This window comes from Acinetobacter sp. YH12200, from assembly GCF_013418175.1.
Lineage (GTDB): Bacteria > Pseudomonadota > Gammaproteobacteria > Pseudomonadales > Moraxellaceae > Acinetobacter > Acinetobacter pseudolwoffii.
Genome location: NZ_VPCO01000021.1, coordinates 41,151 through 61,697, shown reverse-complemented (window position 1 = coordinate 61,697; position 20,547 = coordinate 41,151). Strand labels below are relative to the sequence as shown.

General features: G+C 42.6%; 19 protein-coding genes. 14 read left to right on the top strand and 5 right to left on the bottom strand.

The window, feature by feature from the left end; all coding sequences use genetic code 11:
• From FTU90_RS12875 to FTU90_RS12845, 7 genes are all read left to right on the top strand, one after another.
• The coding region (locus FTU90_RS12875) for a transposase (protein ID WP_180072779.1) at positions 1-331 on the top strand (331 nt) is incomplete at its 5' end.
• Between the two features lie 118 nt (positions 332-449).
• Positions 450-767: a helix-turn-helix transcriptional regulator gene (locus FTU90_RS12870; protein ID WP_005170781.1), complete on the top strand. Its 318-nt coding sequence runs from the start codon at positions 450-452 to the stop codon at positions 765-767.
• A 221-nt stretch (positions 768-988) separates the two neighbouring features.
• Positions 989-2,737 carry a SulP family inorganic anion transporter gene (locus FTU90_RS12865; RefSeq protein WP_005170778.1) on the top strand — a complete coding sequence of 583 codons (1,749 nt, stop codon included), beginning with the start codon at positions 989-991 and terminating at the stop codon, positions 2,735-2,737.
• A 328-nt stretch (positions 2,738-3,065) separates the two neighbouring features.
• On the top strand, positions 3,066-4,262 hold the full coding sequence (gene sstT / locus FTU90_RS12860; protein ID WP_005170774.1) for a serine/threonine transporter SstT: 1,197 nt from the start codon (positions 3,066-3,068) through the stop codon (positions 4,260-4,262).
• Positions 4,263-4,304: 42 nt separating this feature from the next.
• Entirely contained in the window at positions 4,305-4,979 is a 675-nt protein-coding gene (locus FTU90_RS12855; RefSeq protein ID WP_005170772.1) for a YoaK family protein, read from the top strand.
• A 15-nt stretch (positions 4,980-4,994) separates the two neighbouring features.
• Positions 4,995-5,531, top strand: coding sequence for a DUF2058 domain-containing protein (locus FTU90_RS12850; protein WP_005096992.1), 537 nt, complete (start codon positions 4,995-4,997; stop codon positions 5,529-5,531).
• A gap of 187 nt (positions 5,532-5,718) precedes the next feature.
• Positions 5,719-6,957, top strand: coding sequence for a mechanosensitive ion channel family protein (locus FTU90_RS12845; protein ID WP_005096993.1), 1,239 nt, complete (start codon positions 5,719-5,721; stop codon positions 6,955-6,957).
• A gap of 132 nt (positions 6,958-7,089) precedes the next feature.
• Here FTU90_RS12845 and FTU90_RS12840 read toward each other — a convergent pair whose 3' ends face one another.
• On the bottom strand, positions 7,090-7,746 hold the full coding sequence (locus tag FTU90_RS12840) for a hypothetical protein (protein ID WP_180049340.1): 657 nt from the start codon (positions 7,744-7,746) through the stop codon (positions 7,090-7,092).
• A gap of 205 nt (positions 7,747-7,951) precedes the next feature.
• On the opposite strand from FTU90_RS12840, the gene FTU90_RS12835 reads away from it, so the two are divergent.
• From FTU90_RS12835 to FTU90_RS12815, 5 genes are all read left to right on the top strand, one after another.
• The gene (locus FTU90_RS12835; RefSeq protein ID WP_159138092.1) at positions 7,952-9,805 is read left to right on the top strand and encodes an ABC transporter ATP-binding protein; all 1,854 of its coding nucleotides are present in this window, start codon (positions 7,952-7,954) and stop codon (positions 9,803-9,805) included.
• Positions 9,805-10,254, top strand: a complete 450-nt coding sequence (locus tag FTU90_RS12830) for a MaoC/PaaZ C-terminal domain-containing protein (protein WP_005096996.1) — start codon at positions 9,805-9,807, stop codon at positions 10,252-10,254. Before FTU90_RS12835 ends, FTU90_RS12830 begins: the two co-directional genes overlap by 1 nt.
• Positions 10,255-10,405: 151 nt before the next feature.
• Positions 10,406-11,434, top strand: coding sequence for an AraC family transcriptional regulator (locus FTU90_RS12825; protein WP_005096998.1), 1,029 nt, complete (start codon positions 10,406-10,408; stop codon positions 11,432-11,434).
• Positions 11,435-11,516: 82 nt separating this feature from the next.
• A complete protein-coding gene (gcvH, locus tag FTU90_RS12820; protein WP_005097000.1) occupies positions 11,517-11,891 on the top strand; it encodes a glycine cleavage system protein GcvH in 375 nt (124 codons plus the stop codon).
• A 241-nt stretch (positions 11,892-12,132) separates the two neighbouring features.
• Positions 12,133-13,317, top strand: a complete 1,185-nt coding sequence (locus FTU90_RS12815) for an MFS transporter (RefSeq protein ID WP_074382740.1) — start codon at positions 12,133-12,135, stop codon at positions 13,315-13,317.
• A gap of 55 nt (positions 13,318-13,372) precedes the next feature.
• On the opposite strand, the gene FTU90_RS12810 is transcribed toward FTU90_RS12815, so the two are convergent.
• From FTU90_RS12810 to FTU90_RS12795, 4 genes are all read right to left on the bottom strand, one after another.
• Entirely contained in the window at positions 13,373-14,569 is a 1,197-nt protein-coding gene (locus tag FTU90_RS12810; protein WP_074382739.1) for a PilT/PilU family type 4a pilus ATPase, read from the bottom strand.
• Between the two features lie 251 nt (positions 14,570-14,820).
• Positions 14,821-15,870 (bottom strand): 3-deoxy-7-phosphoheptulonate synthase, encoded by a 1,050-nt coding sequence (locus FTU90_RS12805; RefSeq protein ID WP_074382738.1) that lies wholly within the window; start codon positions 15,868-15,870, stop codon positions 14,821-14,823.
• A gap of 514 nt (positions 15,871-16,384) precedes the next feature.
• Positions 16,385-16,915: a hypothetical protein gene (locus FTU90_RS12800; protein ID WP_005097004.1), complete on the bottom strand. Its 531-nt coding sequence runs from the start codon at positions 16,913-16,915 to the stop codon at positions 16,385-16,387.
• A 210-nt stretch (positions 16,916-17,125) separates the two neighbouring features.
• Complete coding sequence (locus FTU90_RS12795; RefSeq protein ID WP_005170751.1) at positions 17,126-18,238, bottom strand: S-(hydroxymethyl)glutathione dehydrogenase/class III alcohol dehydrogenase; 1,113 nt, start codon at positions 18,236-18,238, stop codon at positions 17,126-17,128.
• Positions 18,239-18,358: 120 nt separating this feature from the next.
• Here FTU90_RS12795 and FTU90_RS12790 point away from each other — a divergent pair, with 120 nt between their 5' ends.
• Complete coding sequence (locus FTU90_RS12790; protein ID WP_180072777.1) at positions 18,359-19,915, top strand: phospholipase D family protein; 1,557 nt, start codon at positions 18,359-18,361, stop codon at positions 19,913-19,915.
• Positions 19,916-20,084: 169 nt separating this feature from the next.
• Positions 20,085-20,522, top strand: coding sequence for a hypothetical protein (locus tag FTU90_RS12785; protein ID WP_100328580.1), 438 nt, complete (start codon positions 20,085-20,087; stop codon positions 20,520-20,522).
• The last annotated feature ends 25 nt before the right edge of the window (positions 20,523-20,547 follow it).

Genomic DNA, 20,547 nt, shown 5'->3' with positions numbered 1-20,547 from the left:
TGACGTCCACGACAGTCAAGTTGCAAAACAACTGATTGATACGGTAGACGAGGCAACTTATCTCATTGCTGATAAGGGGTATGATGCTGAGCACATTAGAATATATGCCAAGAACAAGAATATGATTTCCATTATTCCATTGAGATCAAACAGTAAGAGATCGAATAAGGAATTTGATAAATATCTATATAAATTAAGACATTTAGTTGAAAATGCATTTTCGAGATTAAAACATTTCCGTGCTATTGCAACTCGATTTGATAAACTGGCACGCAATTATAAATCTATGATTCGTATAGCCTGTATATTTATTTGGTGCAAAGCCAAATGAGGACACACCCTAATGTTTAACCTGATTAAAACCCGATAATATTTAAATATTATATCAATGTATTAATCATCGAGCCCCTTATAATGTGCGGGCTGTAATTTTATAATGGACATATGAGATGAAAACCGATTTTGAAATCACGACTATGCGCGATTCAGCAGAACAGGTCGTCGGCATTTTAAAATCTCTGGCCAATACTGACCGTCTCCTTATTTTATGCCATCTCTCTCAAGCGGAACTGAATGTTTCACAAATTGAAGATATTACCGACATTAAACAACCGACGCTTTCCCAGCAACTGATGATGCTGCGCAAAAGTGATGTAGTGAATACCCGTCGGGATGGTAAACAGATCTATTATTCAATTAAAGATCAAAATTTGATTGTGGTATTGACTACGCTTTATCAGCTGTATTGTGCGAATCAAATTAAATAGTTTATTTTTAAACACTATTTAACGCCAAAACACACTTCTCTACCCCATTGATCTGGCAGAAATAACGACTTTGTAGAAAATCGCTATAGCTGCTTCAAGAAAATGGAGGCCAGACCTAGCTGATTTATTTTAAAAACATAAATCATCACAAATTCGACCCCTTAAGATTTCTTAGCAGAATTTGTGCATAATATATCTATATTTGTGATTTAGACCTTTTTATGCCAAATTCCAAGTCTAAACTTCTGCATAGACTGCCTGCCTGGGCATGGTTAAGCGACTATACGCCGGTCAAATTTAAATCCGATGTGCTGGCCGCACTGATTGTCGTGGCGATGCTGGTTCCTCAGGGGATGGCTTATGCCATGCTGGCCGGTTTACCGCCGATCATGGGCTTATATGCCAGCATCCTGCCAATGATCATTTATGCGTTGCTCGGTGGCAGTTCGACTTTATCGATTGGCCCGGTGGCGATCATTTCAATGATGACTTTTGCCACGCTCAATCCACTGTTTGAAGTCGGCTCACCGGTCTATATCGAAGCTGCGACCTTATTAGCACTCATGGTCGGTATTATTTCCCTGCTCTTGGGATTATTCCGTTTCGGTTTCTTAATTCAGCTGATCAGTCATCCAGTCATTCAGAGCTTTATTATTGCCTCGGCATTATTAATTGCTTTTGGACAATTGAAGTTCTTGGTCGACCTACCCTTAAAAGCCAATAACATTCCAGAATTTACAACAAGTCTTCTGGAGTATCTGCCGCTCCTGCATTTACCAAGCCTGTTATTTGGCCTGTTGTCGATGGCTTTACTGATCTATCTGCCCAAGTTGCTAAAATCTCAGGCAGTACAAAGCCGGATCGGCTCTACAGATTTTCTGGTACGGGCTGTGCCTCTCATTCTGGTATGTCTCGGGATTGCAGCGATTGTATTTCTGAATTTAAAGGGGCAAGGCATTAAAACAGTGGGTGCAATCCCGTCCGGTTTTCCGCCCTTGTCTTTTCCGCACTGGAACTGGGAACTTGTCATGACCTTGTTACCGGGTGCCAGCATGATCGCCATGATCAGCTTTGTGGAATCACTGTCAATTGCTCAAGCCACAGCCTTGCAACAACGCAGTCATTTAAACAGTAATCAGGAATTGATTGCCTTGGGGATTGCCAATATCAGTGCAGGCGTCAGTTCAGCCTTTCCGGTTACTGGCAGTCTGTCGCGTACCGTGGTCAATGCCGATGCCGGTGCCAAATCCCCCATGGCAGGAGTTTTGTCCTCCATTCTGATTATTTTCGTCAGCCTGTTCTTTACCGGATTTTTTGAAGATCTGCCCCTGACCATTCTGGCCGCCACGATTATTGTTTCCATCTGGAAACTGGTCGATTTTCGGCCTTTCTTTGATGCCTGGCGTTATTCTAAAGCCGATGGTATTGCCATGTGGATTACCTTTCTGGGTGTGGTGCTGATTGATATTTCCACTGGCCTGATTATTGGGATCATATCGACGTTTATCCTGATGTTATGGCGAATCAGTCGTCCGCATATTGCAGTGCTCGGACTGGTCGAAGGTACACAGCATTTTCGTAATATTCAGCGTCATCAAGTCAGTACCTCCGATCGGGTGCTGTCACTGCGGATTGATGAAAATCTGACTTTTCTGAATGCCAATAGCTTCAAAGGTTATCTGATCAATCAGATGAGCCTGAATGACAAGTTGCAACATGTGATTTTAAATTGCTCCAGTATCAGTGCCATTGATTTAAGCGCTTTGGAAATGCTGGAGGATTTAAATGCGGAATTGGCCAAACTGAACATTCGACTGCATTTTGCCGAAGTGAAAGGCCCGGTGATGGACAAGCTACAAGCCTCGAAGCTGATGATTCATCTGAGTGGCCACATTTATCTGACTCATTTTCAGGCAATTCGGGACTTGGCTCCAGAAATCTTTGAGCAGCATAAAGACTATACGATTTAGGACAGCAGATCGTTAAACTTATGGCCGGAGATTCAAACCGGTCATGACGCCAAACTTTTTTAAATTTTCAAATATAATTTGAATTTATCGATTTAACTTTGATATTTATTTCATGAATATAACTTTAAAAGAGATGATTTATTCAGCATCTTTAGATTGTTTTTTCAAATAAAAGTATTCTTTTATATTGATTAATTTTAGAATAAATCAATTATATCAATAACTTGTTTTTTATATAAAAATATATTTCAAGCCTTGTTTAAATTAAGTATAAAATAGCGCAACTTTTTCCCAAATTTAGCCCTCGTAATTTTCACAAGGCAATCTTATGTTTTCTGCCCTTATGCGTATGAGCCTAGTCTCTCGAATCATCATCGCCATTATTTTAGGTGTAGGTGTGGCTGTGGTATTTCCCGAAGCTACTCCCTCATTAAGCCTATTGGGCGACCTGTTTATTAAAGCCTTGAAATCTGTTGCACCGATTCTGGTTTTCATTTTAGTTTTAGCTTCTATCGCAAATTTTAAAGTGGGGCAATCCAACACCGCCATTAAACCGATTATGATGATGTATGCGGTAGGTATGTTCCTTGCTGCACTCAGTGCTGTCGTTTCGAGTATGTTATTTCCAAGTACGCTGTTTCTGGATATTGCTGCACAAGCGGACTTACAGCCACCTGGCAGTCTGGTAGAAATCCTGAAGAATCTGCTGCTTAGCTTTGTCGCCAACCCGGTCGTTGCTATTGCTGAAGCAAATTTCATTGGCGTTCTGGCCTGGTCTGTGGCATTGGGCATCGCCTTCCGTCATGCATCGGATACCACCAAGACCCTTTTGAATGATGCCGCCTTTGCGGTTAATTATGTGATTCGTTTAGTGATCAGTTTTGCACCTGTGGGTATTTTTGGTCTGGTTGCAGTGACTTTTGCTGAATCCGGTCTGGATACGCTGACCAGTTATGCACATTTACTTGCGGTACTATTAGGTACGATGGCTTTTGTTGCACTGGTAATTAACCCAATGTTGGTGGCTTTAGTGACGCGTCACAACCCCTATCCACTCGTCTTTACCTGCTTGCGTGAAAGTGGCATTACCGCCTTCTTTACCCGTAGTTCGGCAGCCAACATTCCCGTCAATCTGGATCTGGCAAAACGTCTAGGCGTCAAAGAATCAACCGCAAGTATCGCGATTCCTCTCGGTGCTGCGATCAATATGGCTGGGGCATCGGTCACCATTACCGTATTGTCACTGGCAACGGTAAATACCTTGGGCATTAGCGTAGATTTCACCACCATGCTAATTCTTTCCGTAGTAGCAACCATCTCGGCCTGTGGTGCTTCAGGTGTGGCCGGTGGTTCATTATTGTTGATTCCTTTGGCCTGTGGTCTGTTTGGTATTTCTTCGGATATCGCTATGCAAGTGGTCGCGATTGGTATGGTAATCAGTGTATTGCAGGATTCTACTGAAACTGCTTTAAACTCGTCTACGGATGTTTTATTTACCACAGCAGTAGACCGCGCATCAAATTGATTTTATATTGAATAATCAATATTTTTTGCCAATGATGTTGTTATGCCATTACAGCGTTTACCTACCTGGATACAATTAGGGGCGTTCTTTCTTGCGGTGAATGCCGGCATGATTAACGTCCTGGGTCTGGTGACGGTATTACACCAGTCTGTTTCACATATGACCGGTAATGTCAGTATGCTGGCCATGGCGCTGCTGGACTGGCAGCCAGACATGATGCTATATCTGCTTCTGGTCACACTCTGCTATGTCATTGGTTCTCTGTATAGCGGGCTGATTCTAGGAAATAGTCACTTTCGCTTGGGACGACTTTATGGTTACCCTTTAAGCCTGGTGGCTTTTTTTATTCTGATCTGCTGGTTATTATTGCCCTATTTCCCGCGCTATGCCCTGTTATGGGCCTGTGTCGCGATGGGTCTGCAAAATGCCATGGTCAGCCATTATAAAGGTGCCATTATTCGCACCACGCATTTATCTGGTGTACTGACCGACCTTGGCTTGGCCATGGGTTACCGTTTACGCGGCTTAGATGTAGAACCACGCCGAGTCGTTTTACATTTACTTATTTTGCTCGGTTTTTTAAGCGGTGGTATTCTTGCCAGCTGGCTTTATCCTTATTTAAAATTAAATGCATTCCTGATCCCGGCAGGGCTGAGCCTGATGCTCAGTCTGATTTACTGGGTGATTTATTTACGTTATCGACATCAACACGATTAATTTCTGGACATTCTCATGGTTAAAAATGCATTGCAGGCACAATTGTTAAAGGCAGGTTTGGTCGATAATAAAAAAGCCAAAAAACTGTCTAAACAGGCTGTGCATGAAAAACGCACCGGTGATAGCACCGAGGCTGAAATCAAGGCGAAAATTGAGCAAGACAAGCAGCAGAAACTGGCCAAAGACCAAGCCATCGAGTTAGAGAAAAAAGCGGCCTTACAGGAAAAAGAACTGAAAGCCGCGATCATCCAGATGATTAACCAGCACAAAATCCGCGATACGGATGGTGATGCGGTGTATCAGTTTATTGATGACAGCAAGATCAAGAAGGTTTACCTGAACCAGCAGATCTATAATGCACTGGTGGCAGGCAGTCTGGTGATTGCACGTGAAAATGACAGTTATGTGTTCTTGCCTAAGGCTTTGGGAGATCGTATTAATGCCAAGATGCAAGGCTTTATCATTGTGAATAATTCAGAGAAAAATGAACAAATTACCGATGAAGAAGATCCGTATGCAGCCTATGTCATTCCGGATGACCTGATGTGGTAAGTTATTATTAGTATTTGATATCATACTAAACCGGCTTAGGCCGGTTTTTTTATATCAGATCACAGTCTAAAAGCTATTTCAGGTAAACACTTTCCAAAGATATGTATTAAAAGTTTAATTAAAATTAAAAAACTCAGCTTAAAGCTATAAACTCTTTCACAATTTTAACAGTGTGAGAAAAGATAAGTTGGAACAGTTTAAGCTTGTCCAGAATATACAAGTGTGGGCAGATCAATATCCCTGGCTAGAAATGCTCTCTTCATTGAGCATTGTGATTTTACTGGCAATTATTGCAAATTTATTTGCCAAACAAGTCGTTGTTCGCGGAATTCGTAAACTGATTTCCAAAATGCCTTTTGCACATAATGAAATCATTGCTGAGCATAGCGTGATCCGCCGTATTGCCAATATTGTGCCGGCCATTGTGATTATGAATGGAATTACCACCGTTCCGCATTTATCAGACAAGGTCGAGACCTTTATCCAGATGGGTGCGCAGGCCTTTATCTTCCTGACCATTGCCCTGGCGATTGGCGAATTGCTGAATATTTTTAACCTGATTTATCAGCGCAATCCGAAATCGCGTAACAAGCCGATTAAAGGCTATTTGCAACTGGTCAAGCTGATCATCTTCATCGTTTGTGGTTTGATGATTCTGGGGACTTTCCTCAAGAAAGATGTCTTTACCTTGCTGGCCGGTTTTGGTGCCATGGCTGCGGTACTGATGCTGGTGTTCCAAAATACCATCCTATCGCTGGTGGCTTCGGTACAGATTTCCTCTTATGACATGGTGCGTATTGGTGACTGGATTGAAATGCCATCTTTAAATGCGGACGGCGATGTCATTGATATGTCATTACACACCATTACCGTGCAGAACTTTGATAAAACAGTCACCACCATTCCGACCAATAAACTGGTGACGGATACCTTTAAAAACTGGCGTGGCATGCAGGAAGCCGGTGCGCGCCGGATTAAACGTTCCATTCATGTCGATCAGAGCAGCGTGCATTTCATGTCAGCTGAGGAACAGAACAAGCTGAAAGAATTTATTCTGCTGGATCAATATCTAAATACCAAAACTGAAGAACTGCAGCAATTTAACTTGCAGCTCAGCCATCATTCGCAATATAACCAGCGCCGTCTGACCAATCTGGGGACTTTCCGTGCCTATGTGGAGTTTTATCTGCAACAGCATCCGGGAATTAGTAAAAATCACTCGCTGATGGTTCGTCAGTTACAACCGACCAGTGAAGGTTTGCCTCTGGAAATTTATGCATTTACCAATACCACGGTCTGGGTCGAGTATGAAAATATCCAGTCGGATATTCTGGATCACCTGTTGGCGATTATTCCTGAATTTGGCCTAAAAGTGTATCAGGCACCTTCAGGTTTCGACCTCAAGGAATCTTTTAGCGTTTCCTGAAAAGCTGCGACAATCTTCAAATAAAATAAAAGCCTGAAACTGGCTACAGTTTCAGGCTTTTTAATTGGTCTAATTAAATAAAAATATAAAAAACGACAACTTAAACAAATATTAGATTGGATATTGAGATGCTCAGGCTGAGATTACAGACGCTTGCGGCTGCATCAGTTCTTGTAGCATTTTATAAAAATCATGTTCTGAGTCAAACTGCTCTTCACAGATCCTTTCGCCGTTTAGTAATAAATGATGATAGCTTTGATGCTCATAAATCACCGTGTTCAGAAACTGTGCACCGGGCATATGCTTGAGCAGGTGCTGTGTCTGTTTCATTTCTGCAAGTTGCTGCTGTTCAGGAATCTTATTCAATACCGTATAAATTTTTAATTGAGTATTATATTGTGCGATCCCAATCGCCAATTGCACCAGTTCGGTTTCAAGTTGAATATCTTCTGGATTGATGGAACTGGGAATAATCAGCTTATCTGCATGTTTCAGGACTGAACGCAAGGCAGATGTATCCTGCCCGTCAATATCAACAATAATATAGGCGAACTGCTGTTTCAGTAGTTCCAGACGATGATCCAGACTACGACCATCTTGTTTTAAGATATCCAGATGCTCGAAAGAAAATTGTTTATTTTTCAGATTTGCCCATTCATAACCATACGGTTCCAGATTGGCATCAATGAGCAAGGTCGCGCCTTGCCCACGTAATAACTCATTGATATACATCGCAATCGTGGTTTTTCCTGAGCCTCGTTTACGGCTGGCCACTACCCAAATACTCATCTTTAAGCTCTCTCGTTTTTGATTCTTTTTATGAGGAAAAATGGTTTAAACCTTAATATAATTATGGATTTAGAATTACGTATCTGGCATGAAAAGTAAAGTCTGATTTGGATAATAATTTTGTGGCTATTTCATCTAACCCTAGGCTTAAAAAAATTCAATCCTTTATAATCACCAAAGCAAAATACATGATAAGAGTACGATAATGTTTCGATGGCTTGAAAGACTGGTTGATCCCTATCCCACCAAAAACCTGAATCAACCTTTACCGACCAAGTTTTTTCCATTTGTCTGGCAGGCAGCCTACGGTGTGCGTCGTTATTTGCTGATTCTGGTGCTGTGTACGGCCGGTGCTGCCAGCTTTGAAGCCTTACTCTACTCAAAAATTGGCGATTTGGTAAATTGGCTCAGCAAAAGCCAGCCAGATACTTTTCTGGAGCAACATGCCAGCAACCTAACCTTGCTGAGCATTATCCTGCTGGCCAATATTTTCTTTGCCAGTGCCCAATCCCTGATCAAGCACCAGATCTTGTATAGCAACTTTCCGATGCGGTTACGCTGGCGCTTTCATAATTTACTGATGAAACAAAGTCTGGATTTTTTCCATAATGATTTTGCCGGACGTCTATCTGCCAAAGTCATGCAAACGGCGCTGGCCATCCGGGAATTCTGGGTCATTTTGGGAGATATGCTGGCCTATGTGCTGATTTATTTCGTCACCATCAATATCGTTTTAGGCAATATTTCTCCCTATTTAGTTATCCCTTTGATGGTGTGGCTACTGCTATTTATCTGTGCGGCCTGGTACTTTATTCCGCGTTTAAGCAAGATTTCCAAGTCACAGGCCGATGCGCGTGCCGTCATGACCGGCCGTGTCACCGATGCCTATACCAATATCCAGACTGTCAAGCTGTTTGCCCATGCTGGTCGAGAAAGCCAGTATGCTAAAACCTCCATGCAGGAATTTATGGTCACGGTTTACAAACAGATGCGTCTGGGGGCTCAGTATGAAATCAGTATTTTATTTCTGAGCATTATTCTCTATGGCGGTGTGTTGGGTACGGCCATCTGGCTATGGATGGAAGGACAGGCCGAATTGGGCATTATTGCAGCCACCACGGCCATGATACTCAAACTGAACAGTATTGCCGAGTTTATGATGTGGCAGACCTCTGCCCTGTTTGAAAATGTCGGGACCATTCAGGATGGTATGAAAACTTTAGGCCGCAAGATTGCCATTGAAGATAAACCCAATGCCAAAGAGCTACAGCTTCAGCATGGTGAAATTAAATTCGACAATGTCAGCTTTGCCTATAATGATAAAAATGTCATTGACCAGTTTAACCTGACCATTCGCCCGGGTGAAAAAATCGGGATTGTGGGACGTTCAGGCGCAGGTAAATCGACCCTGATTCAGTTATTGCTGCATTTTTATCATCTTGACCAAGGTCGTATTTTAATCGATGGGCAGAACATTGAAGATGTGACGCAGGACAGTTTGCGTAAGAACATTGCTTTAGTGACTCAAGACACTTCGCTGCTGCATCGTACCGTTGCAGAGAACATCAAATATGGTCGTCCTGATGCAACCGATCAAGAGATGTATGAAGCGGTACGTAAAGCCAAAGCAGAAGAGTTTATTCCTCATCTGACCGACTTACGCGGCAAAAGAGGCTATGAGGCTTATGTCGGTGAGCGTGGTGTAAAACTTTCTGGTGGTCAACGTCAACGTGTTGCAATCGCACGGGTATTTCTAAAAGATGCACCCATTTTGATTCTGGATGAAGCCACCAGTGCGCTGGATTCTGAAGTCGAAGCGGCCATTCAAAACAGCCTCGATGATCTGATGCAAGGCAAAACCGTAATTGCCATTGCGCATCGTTTATCGACAATTGCCCAGATGGATCGCCTGATTGTAATGGATCAAGGCAAAATTGCCGAGCAAGGTACCCATGATGAACTGGTAGCATTAAATGGAATCTACGCCCAGCTTTGGCAGCGTCAAACGGGCGAATTACTGATACAACAACAGATCAAAGCAACGAAGGATCGTGAATAATGCTGTATTTGGAAGATTTGAACATCGCTGACCGCTTTAGCAGCCGTAAATATCATATGGGACTGGAAGAAATTCAAAATTTTGCCCGGGCTTATGACCCACAAGTCTTTCATACTGATGAACAGCAAGCTGCAGCCCATCCGGTATTTCAGGGAATTGCCGCCAGTGGTTGGCATACTGCGGCAGTGGTTATGCGCTTGTGGACTGAATGTTTTCCTGTGGCTTATGGGCTCATTGGTTCAGAGTCGCATCTGCGTTGGCCTTGTCCGACCCGCCCCGGGGATGAAATTCACGTCGAAGTCGAAATCATGGATATTCAGCCCTCCAGAAGCAAAACTGATCGTGGGATCGTTAGCTACCAGACGCAGGCATTTGACCAGCATCATAAAATGATTTTTAGTTCAACCACTAAAATTGTGGTATTTAAACGAGGATTTTCTCCGGTTTAAATTGATTTTTAGGCGAAATTCAGGCTAATCTGCCACAATGATTGTGGCAATAGCCAAAACTTTGTCCAACAATTTTAATGAAAAAAATGGCAGTTTCATGCCAATATCAGACCATAAATAAAAAAATTTAAGTGAGTGCAACGGATCGCGCATGAAAACAATTGCTCCACGCCAAGATCAGGGAATTCCAGGTGTATACGCTCTTTTGCTGCTCGATGTCATTTCCCGCTGGGGATATAATGACGAATCGTTGTTCAAGTCCTTTGGCCTGAGTACGGAGCAGCTGGCGGATCCTGATTTTCGCATCCCGACACCTGTGGCCAATGAACTGGTCAAACATGCCCTCAAGCTGAGCGGTGAACCGACACTTGGTTATCATCTGGGTACCCAGATGCGGATTTCTATTCATGGTTTTATCGGCTATGCCATCATGACGGCCAAGGATATTACCGATGCATTAGTACTGGCCAACCGTTTCATCCAGCTGCGTATGCCCTTTTTACAGCTATTCTTTTCCACCTTTGGTGCCAAGGCTACAGTCCAGTTGCAAACCGATATTCAGCTGGAACCATTACGCACCGAAATCTCGATTGCACTGATTTTTGGCATGATCAGTATGGCCAAGGCCATTACCGGAATTGATTATGCCGCTGGAGAAATCGATTTTGATTTCAAAAAACCGGAAGGCTTTGAGCGCTTTATGGCCAAATTTCCACATCATCAGTTTCGCTTTGAACAGCCGCATTTGATCTTGAGCTTTGATAAGAGCTACCTGATGAACAAGCTGGTACATGCCGACCCGATTGCCAGTCAGATTGCAATTAACCAGTGTGAAACTGAACTCTCGGCCTTGGGCGAGCGACACCGGATTGCGATGCGGGTCCGTGATATTCTAACCCATTCCGAGCAGCATTATCTGAGTATTGAAAGTGTGGCAGATCGTCTGCATATGTCCGACCGCACCCTAAAACGTCAGCTGGCGGCTGAAGGTACCTCTTTTTCTACGCTGGTCGATGAAGTACGCTACCGGCATGCGACGTCGTTATTGTCCCGGACCGACTTTAGCTTGGAGCAGATTGCTGATGAACTTGGTTATAGTGATGTCGCCAATTTTAGCCGGGCATTTAAACGCTGGAGTGGTCGCAGCCCGAGCAACTGGCGCAAAGATCCTTATTTATAAAGGGTCATAAGCCTTTTGTTTTGGCCAAAAAGAATGTATAAAACATGTCAAAAATGATCTAAAGATTTTTAAGGAGTTATCAATGAATCATCCTTCAGAATTAAAGTACGCAAGTACGCATGAATGGGTACGCATTGAGGGTGATCTTGTTGTGACCGGTATTTCCGACCATGCACAGGATGCATTAGGTGATTTGGTCTATGTAGAGGCACCAGATCTTGATTCACACATCACTGCGGGTCAGCAAGCCGGTGTAGTTGAATCGGTCAAAACTGCGTCTGATATTCATGCACCTGTTTCTGGTATTGTTGTTGAAATCAATCCTGATCTTGAAGATGATCCTGATTTTATTAATGACGATCCCTATGGCAAAGGCTGGATCTATAAAATCAAACCAGACAATATGTCAGATGTTGAACACCTGCTCTCCAATACAGCATATGAAGCTGGCCTATAAACCCGCTTATATTTAGAAAATCAGCCTGCGGGCTGATTTTTTTTATGCCATAGATATTGTTCAGCTTTCCCAATCGGCTTCAATTACATATATTCATATTAAAATATTATTGTATTTTTCACGTATATTTCCTAAAGTACTGAACAGGGCGCGCTGCACTCCTGAATATGCCACACTTATTTATAACAATAATTTTCCATTCTAAGACCAGCGTCTCATCACCCATCATTTTAGGATAATCATGAATGCCATTGTAGCGCCGTTATGGACCAAGTCATTTGTACTGTGTCTGGCCAACAACCTGTTTTTATTTATTTTTTATTTTGCGCAAACCACAATTTTGCCAATTTATATCTTAAAGGAATTAGGTGGTAATCTGACCCAAGCTGGTCTGGCCATGACCTTATTTATGGTCTCTGCCATTGCAGTACGTCCTTTTAGTGGCTTAATTATCGAAAAATTCGGCATACGCAAAACTTTAATTGTCTCAGAAATATTTTTCAGTCTTTTTTCCTTAGCTTACCTGCTCGCTGATCAGCTCACGATTCTGTTTATCATCCGTTTCTTGCATGGCATCTGGTTTAGTATTCTGACCACAGCCTGTGTGCCGGTGGTCAACCAGTTTATTCCAGAACAGCGTAAAGGCGAAGGCATGGGTTATTTTGTCATGTCTGTCAATCTGGGAATTGTCCTGGGGCCTTTAATTGGTCTGAGCTTGATTGAATACTGGTCTTATTTTCAGGTCAGCACCTTGTTGATCGCTTTGGTTTTTATCGGCTTTATCTTCTGTTTACTGATTCCGGTCAAAGAGCCTGAAAAAATGATCGACCACACCGACAAGAAAACATCACTAGGGCTGACTGATTTTGTCGAAAAGAAAGCACTGCCTGTGGCAGGACTTGCCATGCTGATTTCCTTTTCTTATGCCAGCATCATGTCTTTTATCGCGCCATTTGCAGCCAGTAAGGATTTAATGGCCTATGCCGGTTTATTCTTTGTGGTATTTGCAATTTCCATGATGAGCCTGCGTCCGATCACTGGAAAAATTTATGACCGCAAAGGTCCACAATACGTGATTTATCCGGCACTGCTGGCTTTTAGTCTGGGTCTGTTTTTACTGAGCCAGATTCAGACTTTATGGGGATTTATGCTGGCTGCGGTTCTGGTCGGAGTCGGTTTTGGTAGTGTGCAACCGTGCATTCAAACCTTAGCCATTCAACGTGCACCAAAACACCGGATTGGCTACGCAACTTCGACTTTTTATACCTGCTATGATCTGGGTATTGCCATTGGCTCAGTCCTGATCGGTGCTATCATTGCCGCTTATAGTTATCAAACTGCTTTTGTGATTTGTGCTGTCTTGACCCTAAGTAGTATGGGATATTTTCATCTGGTGGTTCAGGCTAAAGCAGTCAAAAATAGCTAACCCAAAACAGGCAGAATTCAAATCTACCTGTTTTGATTGTTTCCCAAGACAGTCTTTATTCAGCTACAGCTTGATTTTCTGCTGATTTTTCTTCAGGTTTTGGTTTTTGTAGCATAGAAAACTGCGTACTTTCTCCGACTGCTGCATTATCCTGACGATTACTTTTTAGCTTGATCTGTAAGCGTAATTCATTGGTGGAGTCGGCATTGCGTAACGCTTCCTCATAAGAAATTTCGCCCTGGTTATACAATTCAAATAAGGCCTGGTCAAAGGTTTGCATCCCCAATTCACGGGATTTTGCCATAATCGCTTTCAGCTCATGAAACTCACCTTTCAAAATCAGGTCGGAAATCAATGGCGTATTTAACATGATTTCAATCGCTGCACGACGGCCTTTACCATCCTGCGTCCGAATCAGACGCTGGGAAATAATCGCCTTCATATTCGAGGATAAATCCATCAATAACTGATTGCGGCGCTCTTCCGGGAAGAAGTTAATAATCCGGTCTAAAGTCTGATTGGCATTGTTGGAGTGCAAAGTTCCCAGACAAAGATGCCCGGTTTCGGCAAAAGCAATCGCATGTTCCATGGTTTCAGTATCACGAATTTCCCCGATCAGAATCACATCGGGTGCCTGACGCAAGGTATTTTTCAGCGCATTGTGCCAGGAATGACAGTCCACGCCGACTTCACGATGCGTAATCATGGATTTTTTATGTTTATGTACATACTCCACCGGATCTTCCACGGTAATAATATGCCCGGCTGAATTTTCATTGCGGTAGTCAATCATCGCAGCGAGCGAGGTTGACTTTCCTGAGCCGGTTCCCCCGACCACCAGCACCAGACCACGTTTCTCCATAATCACATGTTTAAGTGAATCAGGAAGTTTGAGCTTCTGGAAATTTGGAATTTCTGCGGTAATAGTACGAATCACCATGCCAACATTGAGTTGTTGCTGGAACACGTTGACCCGAAAACGCGAAACACCCGGCACAGTGATAGCAAAGTTGCACTCCAGTTCCGTTTCAAATTCCTTGCGCTGCTTTTCATTCATCAGGCTATAGGCAAACAGCTTGGTTTTTTCAGCCGTCAGTTCTTGCTGTCCAAAAGGCTTCATTAAACCCTGATGTTTAATACTCGGTGGAAAGTCGGCGGTAATAAATAAATCTGAACCACCATATTCGACCACTTTGGTCAGCATGTGGTGCATGAATTTTCGTGCTTCTTCTAAGAGCTCTGTTGCAAACATCAAGATCCCCAAACAACCTGCCATGACATTAAATTATTGAAAAAAAGGTTATATATTCAAATGGATATATTGTCTTTTAATTGTGTAGGGATTTATAAGAGGACACAAACAGATTTTATTTATTTTATAAAATTTATCATCTTATTTGTGTGATGTATTTCATGTTAAGTCAATTTACTGGGAAGCACTTTAAGCTTCTAAAATAAAATGCACTTTCACCAAACCTGTTCAGAGAAAGTGCTTTTAAAGCTTTATGCACTGCGTTTTAGACAGCGAAGCGATAAATGCTGAGCAATGCCAAGCAACAACTGTTCAGTTTTTACCCAGCCCAGACATCCATCAGTAACTGATTGACCATACACCATCTCTGCAGAAATTTTCTGGTTGCCATCCACCAAGTGACTTTCCAGCATTACGCCGCGAACATTGGTCTGCAGGCGTTCTGCGACGATTTGCTCCAGCACTTTAGCTTGCAGCATTGGATTTTTTGCACTGTTGCCATGACTACAGTCAATCACCAGTGCTGGCAATTCTGCTGAGTGTTTCGCTTTGATTTTCTCGATTTCTGAGCACTGGTAATTCGGCCCACTGTTTGAGCCACGTAAAATCAAATGTGCTTTAGGATTGCCCTGAGAGTTTAAAATACAGGGTAAACCGGACTGACTCATGCCTAGGAATTGATGCGGATGAGAGGCAGACTGGATTGCATCCAGAGCAATCTGGATTGAACCGTCAGTGCCGTTTTTGAAACCGATGCTGTAGGGCATGTGACTTGAGATTTCACGGTGAATTTGCGATTCACTAGTGCGTGCGCCAATGGCACCCCAAGCCAGTAGATCATCAAAATAAGCAGTTGCCATCGGACTTAAAATTTCAGATGCAATTGGCAAGCCCATTTCAATAATTTTAAGGTATAAAGCACGGGATTTTTCCAGGCCCAATTGCATATTGGAAGAACCATCGAGGTTCGGATCGTAAAGAAAACCTTTCCAGCCCACGGTCGTGCGTGGTTTTTCGATATAAGCACGCATGACCAGAAAAATTTGATCAGACACCTGGGCTTGTAGCTGTTTTAATTTTTCTGCATATTCTAAAGCCGAGGCTTCGTCATGAATGGAACACGGGCCTGTAACCACCATTAAACGATGGTCCTTGCCTTCTAATATATTTTGAATGGTTTGACGTTGTTCAGCGACTTGATGAGCCAATTGCGCAGACAGGGGCAATTGCTGTTTCAGTTGCTGAGGTAAAGTTAAAATGGTTTCAGCGTGATGTTGTTGTGATGTATTTAAGGTATTCATGACTTTAATCCTGGGACTGGCAATCAGTCCAAACTTTTATTTGAGCGTTATGGGTCTAATTAACGAGGTCGAGAGTGTCATGAGCTGACTAAAGTAAGACCAATAAAAGTTGTTAAAATATGAATAGTTAAAGTTTGTCATGGCTGTCTCCAAAGTTTTGTAAAAATGATAAGCATAAAAAAACCTGATCAGGGTTGCCGATCAGGTATAAACTGGTGGGCAACCTGTTCATTGCCCAAACGCATTCAGGCAATTATCTAAACTGCCAGAAATAAAAATATGCGTTTGAAATGATAGGTTGCTTTAACATGTTATGTCTTTCATAAAATGTGAATCTAAAATTAAAATACGCGGTCTCTGCGCATTTGACAAGCATTAAATATAAAAAAATATTTATTAACTTTTCTACTTTTATTTATCAATTTACTGAATAGTGTTGAATATCGATAAAATTGGCAAAACCTGTAAATTTAATATAGGTCTTGCCAATCAAATTCAATACACAGATTAAAAATTAGTGTGTAACGCGATTCCAGGCATCACGTACCGCATATTTCGCCTGTTCCCAGTTTAAACGCGATTGGCCCTTCATCTGTTCCCATTTTACTCTAAGCTCAGGTTCAACATCTTCAAAACGGGTATTGGCATCATAGCTGCCGCGGTTTTCATAACCGACCCGATACGCCGTATCATAATCACGGTCATAATCCAGATCGCTATAGGTGGTACGAGCCTCTGAATAGTATGGTGTATTAATGGAATTATCACGCCAATAAGCTTGTTCTTCTGTTGGGTTCATCGCTTCGCCGACACCCTTACCTGCCAGACCGCCGACCACTGCACCAACAACCCCACCCACAGCTGCACCTACAGGGCCACCTGCTGCACCAATGGCTACACCTGCTGCTGCGCCACCTGCAGCGCCTACACCTGTACCAACAGGGTGTGCGCCCGGTTCACCGGTAATTGGATCGGCATTTAAATCATCACGCACATCTTTAGGAGAGTTTTTTATTACATCACGATCAAAATTATCATTCGACATAGCGCTTATCCTTATTCTTTAAAATGGTTTAATCACGTATTTTGATACGCTCTATTTAATATAAGCATCTCGAATGTAATGACATTAGCAGCTTTGTGTTAGTTCAGTGATTCTCTGTCAGGCTTTCATGCACTAATGTATCCTGAATTAAGTGAAACGCACATAAAAAAGACCGGTATTAAACCAGTCTTTTCAAAATCAAACGCTCACTTATTCAAAATGAATAACGGTACGAATTGATTTGCCTTCATGCATCAGGTCAAAAGCATCATTGATCTGTTCAAGCGGCATGGTATGCGTCACAAAAGGTTCAAGTTGAATTTCACCTTTCATGGATTGTTCTACCATGCTTGGTAATTGTGAACGACCCTTCACTCCACCAAATGCAGTCCCCATCCATTTACGGCCTGTGACTAACTGGAATGGACGGGTGGAAATTTCTTTACCTGCTCCAGCGACTCCAATAATCACCGACTGACCCCAGCCACGGTGCGCACATTCAAGCGCTGAACGCATCACATCAACATTACCGATACATTCAAATGAATGGTCTACGCCCCAACCCGTCATTTCTACAATTACTTGCTGGATTGGCTGATCAAATTCTTTTGGATTTAAGAAATCTGTGGCACCAAACTGTTTTGCCAGTTCAAATTTATCCGGATTGGTATCTACCACAATAATACGACCTGCTTTGGCCTGACGTGCACCTTGTACCACAGCCAGACCGATACCGCCTAAACCGAATACTGCAACACTGTCGCCTTCTTGGACTTTGGCCGTGTTATGCACCGCACCAATACCAGTGGTTACGCCACAGCCGAGCAGACACACATGCTCATGATTGGCTTCAGGATTGATTTTTGCCAGGGAAACTTCAGCAACCACGGTATATTCAGAAAAGGTTGAGCAGCCCATATAATGATAAATCGGCTCACCATTATAAGAAAAACGTGTGGTTCCATCCGGCATGACACCCTTACCTTGAGTTGCACGCACAGCCACACACAAGTTGGTTTTGCCAGATTGACAGAACAAGCATTCGCCACATTCAGCAGTATAAAGCGGAATTACGTGATCGCCCGGTTTCAGACTGGTGACACCTTCACCAACTTCGACCACCACACCTGCGCCTTCATGGCCTAAAATCGCCGGAAATACGCCTTCAGGATCTTCACCAGACAACGTGAATGCATCGGTATGACACACTCCGGTATGGCTAATTTTTACCAATACTTCACCTGCTTTGGGTGGAGCAACATCTACTTCCACGATCTTTAAGGGCTGACCTGGACCAAACGCAACCGCTGCACGTGATTTCATGTAAAACTATCCTTTTTTGCTGATTTACAGATGACTAACAGTAACCTCTTTCTATTCGGAGATTCAACTATTAACATCAGAAGATAAGGAATAAAAAATCCTATAATTAATGGAACATCAATGACTAACCCTTCACCTTTTGTTTGTTTGAACATTTTAACTTTGAGCATGATTCTTTCTGGCTGCGAACTGGCTGCAAATACTGCTGAACAAGCAGAAATCACGCCGGTTCGACCTGCGCACTGGATTGATAATCAAATTTCAAAACAGCAGATGAATGAAGGAAAAACTGCTTTTTTACCACTCTATGATGGTTTTATGAGTATGGCCGCACGTTTGCACCTGATCAATAAAGCCCAATATCATCTGGATCTGCAATATTACATCTGGAAGGATGATTTTATCGGCAACATAATGCTGGCCCAGCTGTTAAAAGCCGCAGATCGCGGTGTCAAGGTGCGAGTGCAGATTGATGACCAAAATGGCACCCAGCTTGATGATAAACTGCTGGCCTTAAGCCAACACCCAAACTTTGAAGTGCGGATTTTTAATCCTTATAAATTCCGTCATTTACGTGCGCTGGATTATGGCTTTAGAATGAAACAGATTAATCATCGCATGCACAATAAACTGATCATTGCAGACGGTACCGCAGCTGTCACTGGTGGCCGTAATATCAGCAGTGAATACTTTGATGCCAGCGAAAATTTCCAGTTTACCGATGTCGATATTTTCTTTGCAGGTCAACCCGTAGAAAATGCCAATCAGACCTTCATCAATTTCTGGAATGATAAGCTGAGTTATGATGTTCGGCAGATTCTGAATGATTCAGGTCATCCGGAAATGTTAAAAAGGCTAAGAGCTGATTTTGCGCGCGAAGAAGTGGATGAAACTGAATTAAAACGCCGAGTAGGTATTGCCGAAAAACAAGTTGCAGAGCACTTAAAGAAACAACCTATCTACTGGGCACCGGCTTATTTTGTCGCGGATACACCTGCAAAAGCACGTCCGCATGCAAAAAATGGCGATTATATTTACACCCATATGCTTGAACTGATGGGCGAGCCGAAAAATCATCTGGAACTGGTCTCCTCGTATTTTATTCCCACACAAAAAGGCACAGATTATTTAAGTATGCGTGCACAACAGGGTGTCAAAATTAGAATCCTGACCAATTCTTTTCAGGCCAATGATGTAGCTGTGGTACATGCTTATTATCAGCAATATCGTCAGCAACTCTTGAAAAATGGCATCGAACTCTGGGAGTTTAAACCTTATATAGTCCGGCCAGAACGGACTTGGTATGAAATTATGACCGGTGACATCATCCCTGCCAAAAATAAAAACAGTTCGAGTCTACATGCCAAATTTTTTGATCTGGATGGTATGGTGTTTGTGGGTTCATTTAATTTTGATCCGCGTTCAGCTTATCTGAACACCGAAGTCGGTTTGGTGGTTAAATCGGAAGATTTTCAAAAGGAAATCTCTAATGCGATGAATCAATTTTTACCGCGTGTGGCCTATCAGCTCAAACTAAATGAAAAAGATGAAATAATCTGGTTAGAGCACCAAAAAGATGGCCGTACTATTCAGCATGTACATGACCCTGAAACCACAAAATTTCAGCGTTTTATGATGAATCTGGTGACGAAATTCCCGGGGGAATGGCTGATGTAATGACATTGTAATTAATTTGGCATTACACAACGTACATAATCCATTTTCCGGGGGCATGGTAGCGTCAAGTCATCTGGCGCTATCATCGCTTAAAGGGTTTTACAGGCGATTAGCCTTGCTTTAAAATTCAACTTTTCCAATATTTTGCGATTTTTCGCCCTCTACTCCCATGCAATTTTTTGATTTAAGCCGTCAGTTTAAATTCAGTGATATCCTGACGCCTGTAAAAACTCTCCATGATTTATCTCAGCAAGAATGGTATTTGGCCAAAATTCGGGTAGAACATGATTGTCTGTCTGAATCCGATATTATTCAGGGTCAAGTTGTTCTAAAATCCAGTGAAAATATACAGCTCGAGTTAGAGTGGTTGATTCACGATAGTGGCCATGAACTTCAGGTTTTATTTAAAGGTGTCGAAACTGAAACATCTGAAGAAACAGGAATCATGCTTAAAGGCGCACAATTAGTCGATGAACAACAGCAATTGCTCTCTGCACAGGCGCTCAGTTTATGGATTGATGGGACGTTATTGCCGATGTTGCCAGAGATCCGTCAGGAAATTAAAACCCGTTTAAACCTGTGGGACTATGTGGAATATGATGGTTAATCGCCGAGTTTTCTATTTTTTAAAG

What these genes read in the sequence shown, in the direction of transcription:
- FTU90_RS12800 (WP_005097004.1), bottom strand. Translation starts at nt 16,915, where the DNA reads ATGTCGAATGATAATTTTGATCGTGATGTAATAAAAAACTCTCCTAAA.
- FTU90_RS12835 (WP_159138092.1), top strand. Translation starts at nt 7,952, where the DNA reads ATGTTTCGATGGCTTGAAAGACTGGTTGATCCCTATCCCACCAAAAAC.
- FTU90_RS12830 (WP_005096996.1), top strand. Translation starts at nt 9,805, where the DNA reads ATGCTGTATTTGGAAGATTTGAACATCGCTGACCGCTTTAGCAGCCGT.
- FTU90_RS12870 (WP_005170781.1), top strand. Translation starts at nt 450, where the DNA reads ATGAAAACCGATTTTGAAATCACGACTATGCGCGATTCAGCAGAACAG.
- FTU90_RS12865 (WP_005170778.1), top strand. Translation starts at nt 989, where the DNA reads ATGCCAAATTCCAAGTCTAAACTTCTGCATAGACTGCCTGCCTGGGCA.
- FTU90_RS12785 (WP_100328580.1), top strand. Translation starts at nt 20,085, where the DNA reads ATGCAATTTTTTGATTTAAGCCGTCAGTTTAAATTCAGTGATATCCTG.
- FTU90_RS12825 (WP_005096998.1), top strand. Translation starts at nt 10,406, where the DNA reads ATGAAAACAATTGCTCCACGCCAAGATCAGGGAATTCCAGGTGTATAC.
- gcvH (WP_005097000.1), top strand. Translation starts at nt 11,517, where the DNA reads ATGAATCATCCTTCAGAATTAAAGTACGCAAGTACGCATGAATGGGTA.
- FTU90_RS12850 (WP_005096992.1), top strand. Translation starts at nt 4,995, where the DNA reads ATGGTTAAAAATGCATTGCAGGCACAATTGTTAAAGGCAGGTTTGGTC.
- FTU90_RS12790 (WP_180072777.1), top strand. Translation starts at nt 18,359, where the DNA reads ATGACTAACCCTTCACCTTTTGTTTGTTTGAACATTTTAACTTTGAGC.
- FTU90_RS12805 (WP_074382738.1), bottom strand. Translation starts at nt 15,870, where the DNA reads ATGAATACCTTAAATACATCACAACAACATCACGCTGAAACCATTTTA.
- FTU90_RS12810 (WP_074382739.1), bottom strand. Translation starts at nt 14,569, where the DNA reads ATGTTTGCAACAGAGCTCTTAGAAGAAGCACGAAAATTCATGCACCAC.
- FTU90_RS12795 (WP_005170751.1), bottom strand. Translation starts at nt 18,238, where the DNA reads ATGAAATCACGTGCAGCGGTTGCGTTTGGTCCAGGTCAGCCCTTAAAG.
- FTU90_RS12855 (WP_005170772.1), top strand. Translation starts at nt 4,305, where the DNA reads ATGCCATTACAGCGTTTACCTACCTGGATACAATTAGGGGCGTTCTTT.
- sstT (WP_005170774.1), top strand. Translation starts at nt 3,066, where the DNA reads ATGTTTTCTGCCCTTATGCGTATGAGCCTAGTCTCTCGAATCATCATC.
- FTU90_RS12815 (WP_074382740.1), top strand. Translation starts at nt 12,133, where the DNA reads ATGAATGCCATTGTAGCGCCGTTATGGACCAAGTCATTTGTACTGTGT.
- FTU90_RS12840 (WP_180049340.1), bottom strand. Translation starts at nt 7,746, where the DNA reads ATGAGTATTTGGGTAGTGGCCAGCCGTAAACGAGGCTCAGGAAAAACC.